Source organism: Mesorhizobium sp. M0618, from assembly GCF_040320765.1.
Lineage (GTDB): Bacteria > Pseudomonadota > Alphaproteobacteria > Rhizobiales > Rhizobiaceae > Mesorhizobium.
The window spans coordinates 1-11,352 of record NZ_JAMYQH010000060.1 but is presented as its reverse complement, the minus strand read 5'-3'; the positions used below and the strand labels follow the sequence as shown (position 1 = coordinate 11,352).

Genomic DNA, 11,352 nt, shown 5'->3' with positions numbered 1-11,352 from the left:
TCGATGTCCTAATCATGCGCTTGCGCCGAAAGCTGGAGGCTGATGCGGCCAACCCTCGCCTGGTCAAAACATCCCGTGGCGCAGGCTACTTCTTCAACGCTGACGTAGATGTTAGCTACGGAGGCACGTTGGCCGCGTGACAGTGAGCTATGCTGGAGATTGGGGTGACGAGGCTGATCAAGCCTTCCAACAGTACCAGCCTGATCAATTACGGCGAGAGCTACCGGTCCGGAGATCGCATCAGCGCCTCTGTCGTCAAGAGAGCTGTTCTGCTTGACCCCAGCCATGGAGCTCAACGCCCCGCGTCGGAGCGCTCCCTGCTTCTGAAGGAAGCCACTAGGTCCGCTCGGGCTTGATCGGAGGCTTGGCTGATGGACGTCGTGGTTGCTTCGCTCAGTTGCCGCCCCATGGCGCGGCTTTGCGGATTATCAGTCCTCTGCCTCTTCGCCGGTCTCAACAGCGCTGTGGAATGTTCATTGTTTATGATGACGCCCCCGCTGTTCACGAGGTTGCTCCTGTCAAGTGTACTCGTCAGTCCGTCCTGGGCCTCGCGCTTCTTGCCCAAGTGCCGTTCAAACGGCGCTGGCGCGACTTGTTGAGCTCGAGAGATGGGTCCCTGCTCTCCTGCGTGGCCATGAGCTTGTGCCGCGGTCTGCGCAGCGGCGTCCCCAATGGCACGAGCCTCCATGCCGACTGCGTCTTCCGGACGAGCAGCAAGGGCAATTTCGCGCCCGAGTGCGAACTTCCGGACATGAGTTAGTGCACTGATTTCAGCGGTTTTCATATAGCGCTTGGCATCTTCATCCAGCGACCGCTCGTGAAGCCGATCCGCAATCCCCGGCTTTTTGTTTTCAACCAGGCATTGACTGAAACGTCTAAGAGAAGACCCATAGACCTCAACGGTACGGGGTTTCGGCCCGGTCGGCGCTGCCTCGTACGCTTTGATGAGAGCCGCTGTGTACTCTCTGATGAGCACGGCGTCGGCAGGGTGGGGATTCAGGGCCGGGCGGCCCACCACTGGCGCTCCGCCCGCCCACGTCTTGAGACGACCCAGTGACCCAGCCACGGCCGAGGGGCCGCCACCCCAGATCTCGTACTCCTTGCGATCCCGCTCCAGCGACTCCTCGTGAAGCCGATCCGCAATCCCCGGCTTGTTATTTTCAACGAGCCAATGACCAAAGCCGAAAAGAATATCTACATGGCGCTTGACCGTGATCTCCCCGACCTTACCGGCATAGAGTGCTGACCTCAGCCCTTCGACAAGGGTCGCATCGTTGGAATAAAGAGGACCCTTGTCGGGACCGGAGACCACTTTTGGGCGATCTGGCTGCACCGCCGCCGGCACAGAACGAGCATGGTCACGCAACTCGGACGGTGCGGGGGGATTCAGATCAACCACTGACGAATCCGGCGCATGATGATGGCGCGCCGTTGAGTGACCCGGCTGCAGCACCGAGGCACCCAGCATCGACCCACTGCCTCCGGCGTACGGCGCCGCGGCGTGTTCTTGTCCGCTCCCTTGCATCATGGGCTGCGCTTCCCATGGCAATGCACCCACTTGATGGGTGGGGGCCTGCATCAGCACGCGAGCGCCTGAATTGCCGATCTCGCTCAGCTGCGGCTCAGTGGCAACGTCCTGCAGACGACTGTTCGGGGTCCTTTGCCTCTTCGCTGGTCTCAACTCCGCTGTATCATGCTCACGGTTGATGAGGACCTCCTCGCTTGGTAGCTGGTTGCTCCTGTCCTGTGCTGCGATCCGCTCGTCCGGCGCGCGCTGGTCGCCGTCGCGCCAGCTCAGGGGACGAAAGGACCCTGCGGGATCCGAGGCTTGGTGATGGGGCCCAGTTGGCACGAAAGACGATGCCAGTACAGCGTCGTCTTCATTAGCTTTCCCAGGGGGGAGATACTCTGGCCAACTGTATTCCTCCTGCGGCCCGCTGTGCTGCGCAGCGGCGTCCCCCTTGCTCTCAAGACTTTGAAATTTAAATGGGTCCCCGGGAGCAACGTCTGGCGCTGACTGGCCGAGCCGCTTGATCTGCTGGTGAAACGTCCCAACGGGGCTTTCCTTAACCGCGTCTCGGGCCTGTCGGTCCATGAGTTCAAAGTTCGTGAGATTATTTGCCGTTCCGAATGTATCGTCACCCCTGAGGCGGGTTTGTAGTGCCTGCCGATTGACGACGAGGTTGTTGAGGTTCAGGTCATCTGGCTGCGATTGCAATCGCCCAACCAGCGCCCGCGTGCCGTCCACCACGTAGACTCCGCAATCCACCACGTTGCTCTGCTGGGCGATGCGGGATACGCCCACGCGGGTCTCCAGGCTGGCGCCCAGATTTTCTGCGAGCTCTTTTGCAAGCGGGTCATGCCATCCGTTGTAGGAGTCATAATGATAGGCAACCGGCCGTTCCCGGTCGCTGCGATCAACGAACAGCAGCGACCAATGTTTGCCGCGCTCCTCACGAGTCGTACCGGCATCGCTCACTGGCACGAACAGGAAGTCGGCTGTGTCGTTGCCGTTCTTATGGACGATGCGCTGGAATGCGCTTAGCATGACGCTCTTGGAGCCCAAGCGCAGATGATAATTGGCTACGAGGGGATCCACGAACCGCGTCCGGGCGGCGAGATCTGGATTGTTCCCCTGCAACTCCTGCTCCAGGAGTTGGTAATCCCTCTGGATATGTTCGTCGCCTAGCCATTCCAATGCGCCGAGCACCCGCCCGTCTTTAGCTTTCCCAGGGGGCCTCTCTGGCCGACCCAATGCCTCCTGCGGCCCGCTGCGCTGCGCAGCGGCGTCCCCAATGGCACGAGCCTCCATGCCGACTGCGTCTTCCGGACGAGCAGCAAGGGCAATTTCGCGCCCGGGTGCGAACTTCCGGAGATGAGCTAGTGCACTGATCCTCCGGTTACCACCGGAGTTCACATAGCGCTTGGCATCTTCATCCAGCGACCCCTCGTGAAGCCGATCCGCAATCCCCGGCTTTTTGTTTTCATGCAGGTATTCACTGAAACGTATAAGAGTAGATCCATAGACCTGAATGGTACCGCGATTCGGCCCGGTCGCAGGCGCTTCTTTGTACTCTTTGATGAGAGCCGCTGTGTAATCTCTGATGAGCGCGGCGTCGGCAGGGTAGGGATTCCGGACAGGGCGGTCGACCACTGGCGCTCCGCCCGCCAACGTCTTGAGACGACCCAGTGCTCTAGCCACGATCGAGGGGCCACCCCTGCTCTCGTACTCCGAGGGGCCACCCCTGCTCTCGTACTCCTTGCGATCCTGATCCAGCGACGATTCGTCAAGCCGAGCAGCAAATCCCGGCCTGTTATTGTCAAAGAGCCAACGACCAAAGCCGAGAAGAGAATTTACATGGCGCTTGACCGTGCTCTCCTTGACCTTACCCGCGTAAGCTGACCTCAGCCCTTCGACAACGGTCGCATCGTTGGAATAGAGGGGACCCTTGTCGCGACCGGAGACCCCTATTGGAGGATCTGGCTGCACCGCCGCCGGCACAGAACGAGCATGGTCACGCAACTCGGACGGTGCGGGGGGATTCAGATCAACCACTGACGAATCCGGCGCATGATGATGGCGCGCCGTTGAGTGACCCGGCTGCAGCACCGAGGCACCCAGCATCGACCCACTGCCTCCGGCGTACGGCGCCGCGGCGTGTTCTTGTCCGCTCCCTTGCATCATGGGCTGCGCTTCCCATGGCAATGCACCCACTTGATGGGTGGGGGCCTGCATCAGCACGCGAGCGCCTGAATTGCCGATCTCGCTCAGCTGCGGCTCAGTGGCAACGTCCTGCAGACGACTGTTCGGGGTCCTTTGCCTCTTCGCTGGTCTCAACTCCGCTGTATCATGCTCACGGTTGATGAGGACCTCCTCGCTTGGTAGCTGATTGCTCCTGTCCTGTGCTGCGATCCGCTCGTCCGGCGCGCGCTGGTCGCCGTCGCGCCAGATCAGGGGACGAAAGGACCCTGCGGGATCCGAGGCTTGGTGATGGGGCCCAGTTGGCACGAAAGGCAATGGCAGAACAGCGTCGTCTTCATTAGCTTTCCCAGGGAGCTCGCGCCCGAGTTCGGACTTCCGGAGATGAGCTAGTGCACTGATCCCACCGGAGTTGTTATAGCGCTTGGCATCTTCATCCAGCGACCCCTCGTGAAGCCGAGCCGCAATCCCCGGCTTTTTGTTTTCAACCAGGTATTCACTGAAACGTCTAGGAGCAGATCCATAGGTCTGAATGGTAGCGGGATTCGGCCCGGTCGGCGCTGCCTTGTACTCTTTGATGGGAGCCGCTGTGTAATCTCTGATGAGCGCGGCGTCGGCAGGGTCGGGATTATTCAGGACAGCGGCGCGGTCCAGCACTGGCGCTCCGCCCGCCCACGTCTTGAGATGACCCACTGCTCTAGCCACGTCCGAGGAGCCACTCTTGCTCTCGTACTCCTTGAGATCCGGATCCAGCGACTCCTCGTGAAGCCGAGCAGCAAATCCCGGCCTGTTATTATCAAAGAGCCAACGACCAAAGCCGAGAAGAGAATTTACATGGCGCTTGACCGTGCTCTCCAATGCTGACCTCAGCCCTTCGACAATGGTCGCATCGTTGGAATAGAGAGGACCCTTGTCGCGACCGGAGACCCCTATTGGAGGATCTGGCTGCACCGCCGGCGGCACAGAACGAGCAGGGTCACGCAACTCGGACGGTGCGGGGGGATTCAGATCAACCACTGACGAATCCGGCGCATCATGATGGCGCGCCGTTGAGTGATCCGGCTGCAGCACCGAGGCCCCCAGCATCGACCCACTGCCTCCGGCGTAGGGCGCCGCGGCGTGTTCTTGTCCGCTCCCTTGCACCATGAGTTGCGCCTCCCATGGCGATGTATCCACTTGAGGGCCGGGATCATGCACTGGTTCGTCCATTTGCTTTTGCAACCGAGCCCACCTTGCGGCCTCCGCGGCCTCGCCAACCGCGGAGGGCGTCTCCTCAGCCCTGGCGAACGCTGGCCCGGCAGGCGCCGCCGGCACAGAACGAGCATGGTCACGCAACTCGAACGGTGCGGGGGGATTCAGATCAACCACTGACGAATCGCGCGCCGTTGAGTGACCCGGCTGCAGCACCGAGGCACCCAGCATCGACCCACTGCCTCCGGCGTAGGGCGCCGCGGCGTGTTCTTGTCCGCTCCCTTGCGTCATGAGTTGCGCCTCCCATGGCGATCGTAGAAGGTCCGCGTGCGGAATCGAGTCGAAATATCCCGACAAATCAGCGTCGACCTTCTGCTTTTGCAACCGAGCCCACCTTTCGGCCACCGCGGCCTCGCCAACCGCGGAGGACGTCTCCTCAGCCCTGGCGAACGCTGGCCCGGCAGGCGCCGGCGGCACAGAACGAGCAGGGTCACGCAACTCGGACGGTGAGGGGGGATTCAGATCAACCACTGACGAATCCGGCGCATGATGATGGCGCGCCGTTGAGTGATCCGGCTGCAGCACCGAGGCCCCCAGCATCGACCCACTGCCTCCGGCGTAGGGCGCCGCGGCGTGTTCTTGTCCGCTCCCTTGCACCATGAGTTGCGCCTCCCATGGCGATGTATCCACTTGAGGGCCGGGATCATGCACTGGTTCGTCCATTTGCTTTTGCAACCGAGCCCACCTTGCGGCCTCCGCGGCCTCGCCAACCGCGGAGGGCGTCTCCTCAGCCCTGGCGAACGCTGGCCCGGCAGGCGCCGCCGGCACAGAACGAGCATGGTCACGCAACTCGAACGGTGCGGGGGGATTCAGATCAACCACTGACGAATCGCGCGCCGTTGAGTGACCCGGCTGCAGCACCGAGGCACCCAGCATCGACCCACTGCCTCCGGTATGCGGTGCCAGGTGCTCGTCCCCCAGCATCATGGGCTGCGCCTCCCATGCCAATGCACCCACTTGATGGGTGGGGGCCTGCATCAGCACGCGAGCGCCTGAATTGCCGATCTCGCTCAGCTGCTTAGCTTTCCCAGGGGGCTTCTCTGGCCGACCCAATGCCTTCTGCGGCCCGCTGTGCTGCGCAGCGGCGTCCCCAATGGCACGAGCCTCCATGCCGACTGCGTCTTCCGGACGAGCAGCAAGGGCAATTTCGCGCCCGAGTGCGGCGTACGGCGGGAACTTCCGGAGATGAGCTAGTGCACTGATCCACCGGTTACCACTGGAGTCCAAATAACGCCTGGCATCTTCATCCAGCGACCCCTCGTAAAGCCGAGCCGCAATCCCCGGCCTGTTGTTTTCATGCAGGTATTGACTGAAACGTCTAAGAGTAGCCGCATAGTCCTGAGTGGTTTTGGGATTCGGCCCGGTCGCAGGCGCTCCCTTGTACTCTTTGATGAGAGCCGCTTTGTACTCTTTGATGAGCACGGCGTCGGCAGGGTCGGGATTCAGGGCAGCGCGGCCCACCATTGGCGCTCCGCCCGCCGACTCTTTGAGACGACCCAGTGCTCTAGCCACGTTCGAGGAGCCACTCTCGCGCTGGTACTCCTTGAGATCCTGATCCAGCAACGGATCGTCAAGCCGAGTAGCAAATCCCGGCTTGTTATTATCAAAGAGCCAACGACCAAAGCCGAGAAGAGAATTTACATGGTCCGTGACCGTGCGCTCCCCGACCTTACCGGCATAGAGTGCTGACCGCAGCCCTTCGACAACGGTCGCATCGTTGGAATAAAGAGGACGCTTGTCGCGACCGGAGACCACTACTGGAGGATCTGGCTGCACCGCCGCCGGCATAGAACGAGCATGGTCACGCAACTCGAACGGTGCGGGGGGATTCAGATCAACCACTGACGAATCCGGCGCATGATGATGGCGTGTTTCCCCGGGAACAACGTCCCGTACGAACACCGAGTCTGGGTTGCCTTGGTCCGGCGCGACTGGAGCCAGGGCTCTGTCGTGCAACGCTCGCGCTGACTGGCCGAGCCGCTTGATCCGCTGGTGAAACGTCCCAACGGGGCTTTCCTTAACCGCGTCTCGCGCCTGTCGGTCCATGAGTTCAAAGTTCGTGAGATAATTTGCCGTTCCAGATGTATCGTCACCCATGAGTCGGGTTTGTAGTGCCTGCCGATTGACGACGAGGTTGTTGAGGTTCAGGTCTGGCAGGTCTGGCTGCCATCTTTGCAATCGCCCAACCAGCGCCCGCGTGCCGTCCACCACGTAGACTCCGCAATCCCACTCGTTGCTCTGCTGGGCGATGCGGGGTAAGTCCACGCGGGTCTCCAGGCTGGCGCCCAGCCTTTCTGCGAGGTGTTTTGCAAGCTTGTCATGCCATCCGCTGACGGAGTCATAATGATAGGCAACCGGCCGTTCCCGGTCGCTGCGATCAACGAACAGCAGCGACCAATGTTTGCCGCGCTCCGCAAGAGTCTTACCGCCATCGCTCACTGGCACGAACAGGAAGTCGGCTGTGTCGTTACCGTTCTGATTATGGACGATGCGCTGGAATGCGCTTAGCTTGTCGCTCTCGGAGCCCAAGCGCAGATGATAATTGGCTACGAGGGGATCCACGAACCGCGTCCGGGCGGCGAGTTCTGGATTGTTCCCCTGCAACTCCTGCTCCAGGAGCTGGTAATCCCTGTGGATATGTTCGTCGCCTAGCAATTGCAATGCGCCGAGCACCCGCCCGCTGGGGTCGCCGAAAACACCAAAAAACCCTTCGACCGCGGGGGACATCCCCTCAGAAAAGAGCTCTGGCGAGGCGGAATTCCCCGCCCGCAAGCTGGGAGGAGCGAATTCCGGTGGCCTCAGTGGCACCTCCTCGCTTGGTAGCAGGTTGCTCCTGTCCTGTGCAGCGATCCGCTCGTCCGGCGCGCGCTGGTCGCCGTCGCGCCAGATCAGGGGACGAAAGGACTCTGCGGGATCCGAGGCTTGGTGATGGTGCCCAGTTGGTACGAAAGACGATGGCAGAACAGCGGCGTCTTCATTAGCTTCCCCAGGGAGCTTCTCTGGCCGACCCAATGCCTTCTGCGGCCCGCTGTGCTGCGCAGCGGCGTCCCCAATGGCACGAGCCTCCATGCCGAGTGCGTCTTCCGGACGAGCAGCAAGGGCAATTTCGCGCCCGAGTGCGGCGGACGGCAGGAACTTCCGGAGTTGAGCTAGTGCAATGATCCTCCGGTCACCACTGGAGGCCTTATAGCGCTTGGCATCTTCATCCAGCGACTCCTCGTGAAGCCGAGCCGCAATCCCCGGCTTGTTGTTTTCAACCAGGTATTCACTGAAACGTCTAAGAGTAGCTCCATAGTCGTGAATGGTTTGGCGATTCGGCCCGGTCGCAGGCGCTCCCTTGTACTCTTTGATGAGAGCCGCTTTGTACTCTTTGATGAGCACGGCGTCGGCAGGGTCGGGATTCAGGACAGCGCGGCCCACCATTGGCACTCCGCCCGCCGACTCTCTGAGACGACGCAGTGCCACAGCCACAGTCGAGGAGCCACCACTGCTCTCGTACTCCTTGAGATCTTCATCCAGCGACTCCTCGTGAAGCCGAGCAGCAAATCCCGGCTTGTTATTTTTAAAGAGCCAACGACCAAAGCCGTAAAGAGAATTTACATGGCGCTTGACCGTTTCCTCCTTGGCCTTACCCGCGTAGAGTGACCTCAGCCCTTCGACAACGGTCGCATCGTTGGAATAAAGAGGACGCTTGCAGCCGCGACCGTCGGAGACCACTACTGGAGGATCTGGCTGCACCGCCGCCGGCACGGGGGAACGAGCATGGTCACGCAACTCGAACGGTGCGGAAGGATTCAGATCACCCACTGACGAATCCGGCGCATGATGATGGCGCGCCGTTGAGTGACCCGGCTGCAGCACCGAGGCACCTAGCATCGACCCACTGCCTCCGGCGTACGGCGCCGCGGCGTGTTCTTGTCCGCTCCCTTGCATCATGGGCTGCGCTTCCCATGGGGCCGCGCCTTCGATGAGGCTCAGGTCTCCGTGAGACGGATGAGGATGGAACGGGTCTGGCAGAGCCGGAACGCCGGGGGCGGGAATTTGGGCAGCGGCTTGGCGCGCCTCGCCCGAGCGCTGCTCAAAGCCCTCTTGCCCGGCCTGTGCCGCTTGCTCTTGAGATGCCGGGGGCTGCACCTGCCGCCAACCTGTTACATTGGATAGGTCAAATTTGTGCCGGTTCACGTTAGCCTCACGTCCACAGATCAGCTGAGCAACCTACTCGGGCATACTTACGAGAAGCTGACGAGGTCCGCGGTCCCGGAGCGGGTAGGCCTAATTTTCTGCGCGCCGATTGCGCTGGCGCGACGTAGCCCGGCCTTTTGCCAGCTCGGCAGCTACGGCTCGCAAAGAGCGTCGTAAGGCTTGCGGAGCCGCCCCTCAGCTCCCGTCGAGGAGCAATCCACAATTCACATATTTGGAGATGGCTCGCTGTTTACCGGTCTGCGAGCCCTGCAAGCCCATGCTTCAGATGCCGCCCGTGCAGAGGTATTTCATTTCGAGGTAGTCCTCGAGGCAATGGCGGGAACCCTCCCGCCCGATGCCGGACTGCTTCACTCGGCCGAAAGGCGCGGCTTCCGACGACATGCGTCCCGTGTTCATACCACTATGCCATATTCCAAGGCCTCGGCGACACGCCAGACACGCTTCCGTTTGAGGCACAAATGTGGGGGAAGGCCGTAGATCGTGTCGTTGGCCTCATGCACGACCTATCCGCATCGTCGAAGCAATCACAGGCGCCAGCCGCCCGAATGTCTCTTTCTTGCGCGATGGTCATCTCGCTGGAGACAGGACCGATAGTTCGACGTGCCATTCGCGCGATGCGTTTGCCCCCGCATCGAATTCTGCGGCCTTTCGCGACGGCATGGGATTCGATTTTGGCCAGAGCCTGCCTGTCGATCAGCGCACCGATCGCCACTCCGGAGCAAAGCCCTCGCCAAAGATAAGTGGCGGACTTTCTCCACGAACTCTCGACAAACACCTTCGTGAACGCCTGACTGGACGGGGGTAGCCATGCCGAACAGGTCGCATAACCACGCCATCGTTCGGCGACTGCAGCCGCGAAGCGTCTCGAACACATCGGCTCGATGCGGTTGCGTCCAGAATGCATCAGCGAGCGGCGGGAGTCTTCGCTATATTCGCCCCCGACATCCCGAAGTCCACCAGCTTGCCTGCCAAAAAGGGGTGTTGCATGAATAAACCCGCTTTCGTCGCCGTCAGCCGCGTGCCCAGGAAGGACGACAGTCTCCATAGCAAGAATGCGAGATGATCATCGTATTCAGCGGCAGCGTGCCGGCGAAATTGGGTTTTCGGCAAGCCAAATAGCGCGATGCAGAAGGATGGTGAGGATTTCGCGTCCGCCACTGCGATGCATAGAGCCACCCTTCGCAACCGACCAGCGCAACAAAGCTCGTTATGCGGCGCGTAGGTTCGTAGACGCTTATCCAGTATCGAGATAACAAGGCCGCTGCGCAGGAACGAACTCTGAGAGCGCACCCTGCGAGAGGTTGCGCTTGCTGACGCGGCTGTGGAAGAAGCAGGGGCTCGCGCCGAAGCGCATGATCACCGACTAGCTTCGCTCGTATGGAGCGGCAAAGCGACAGATGATGCCGGACGTCGAGCACCGGTCGCACAAGGGATTGAACAACAGAGCGGAGAATTCCCATGTGCCGCCGCGAAAACGGGAGCGGATGATGCAGGGGTCCGATCGCCGGGAGGCCTGCAACGCTTCGTCTCGACCTTGTCAGCCCTCCGCAACCTCTTCGTCCCCCGCCCCAAACGTTCTGCTCTCGCCATACATGTTCATCGCTTGCAAGCCACCGCCGAATGGAAGGCCGTGACTGGAACGCCCGCAACGATGGATTGCTAACGGCGAACTCATGCTGGTCGGCAAGGCGATACTGGCTGGAGCATCAACTCGGCCGACGAGAGTGGCCACACCATCCTAGACAGGATCGGCCGATATGCCCAGCATCGCCGCTCTGCAAAAAGCACAGCGGGCATCCAGACGTTGCCGGGTTGACTATGGGTGTCCGAACCGCGAAAAGAGGCCGCTCTTTATGAGTGCCGTGCGCTGGCAGTCTAACCCCAAGCCCCCCGCCCGGGCTGCCGGCGCGCTTCTAGGAACATCGAGGTAGATGACGAGACTCCGAACTACATTTCCAAAGCTATCGGTGGATTCACATTTCAAGCCCAATCGATTTCCTACAGCCAGGCGCGAACGTTCGCTTGGAACGTTCAGAATTCACATCAAGGTGCACCGCTGTTGCGTCCCGAACAGGTGCGGCTGCTCAATGACGAGTACGAAATCGTTCTCATCAAGGTCTGCCACCATTAAAATTGAGGAAGGTGCGATATTTTTCGGATCGCATTCTGAAACGCATCTTTGAAAGCCAGACAGGCGC

At 60.9% G+C, this 11,352-nt stretch carries 3 protein-coding genes and 2 pseudogenes; 3 read left to right on the top strand and 2 right to left on the bottom strand.

Features of this window, described 5'->3' with window-relative positions; genetic code table 11:
- On the top strand, window positions 1–140 hold a 140-nt coding region (locus NKJ04_RS33115; protein ID WP_352546282.1), incomplete at its 5' end, for a winged helix-turn-helix domain-containing protein.
- Between the two features lie 152 nt (window positions 141–292).
- Here the strand turns inward: NKJ04_RS33115 and NKJ04_RS33110 are convergent.
- Both NKJ04_RS33110 and NKJ04_RS33780 read right to left on the bottom strand, forming a co-directional pair.
- Complete coding sequence (locus tag NKJ04_RS33110) at window positions 293–9,133, bottom strand: Ulp1 family isopeptidase (protein ID WP_352680025.1); 8,841 nt, start codon at window positions 9,131–9,133, stop codon at window positions 293–295.
- Window positions 9,134–9,415: 282 nt separating this feature from the next.
- Complete coding sequence (locus tag NKJ04_RS33780; RefSeq protein ID WP_023671820.1) at window positions 9,416–9,550, bottom strand: aldehyde dehydrogenase family protein; 135 nt, start codon at window positions 9,548–9,550, stop codon at window positions 9,416–9,418.
- A gap of 908 nt (window positions 9,551–10,458) precedes the next feature.
- On the opposite strand from NKJ04_RS33780, the pseudogene NKJ04_RS33100 reads away from it, so the two are divergent.
- Window positions 10,459–10,817 (top strand): annotated as a pseudogene (locus NKJ04_RS33100) (DDE-type integrase/transposase/recombinase); the annotation flags it as partial.
- A 267-nt stretch (window positions 10,818–11,084) separates the two neighbouring features.
- A pseudogene (locus NKJ04_RS33095) lies at window positions 11,085–11,352 on the top strand (type IV secretory system conjugative DNA transfer family protein); the annotation flags it as partial.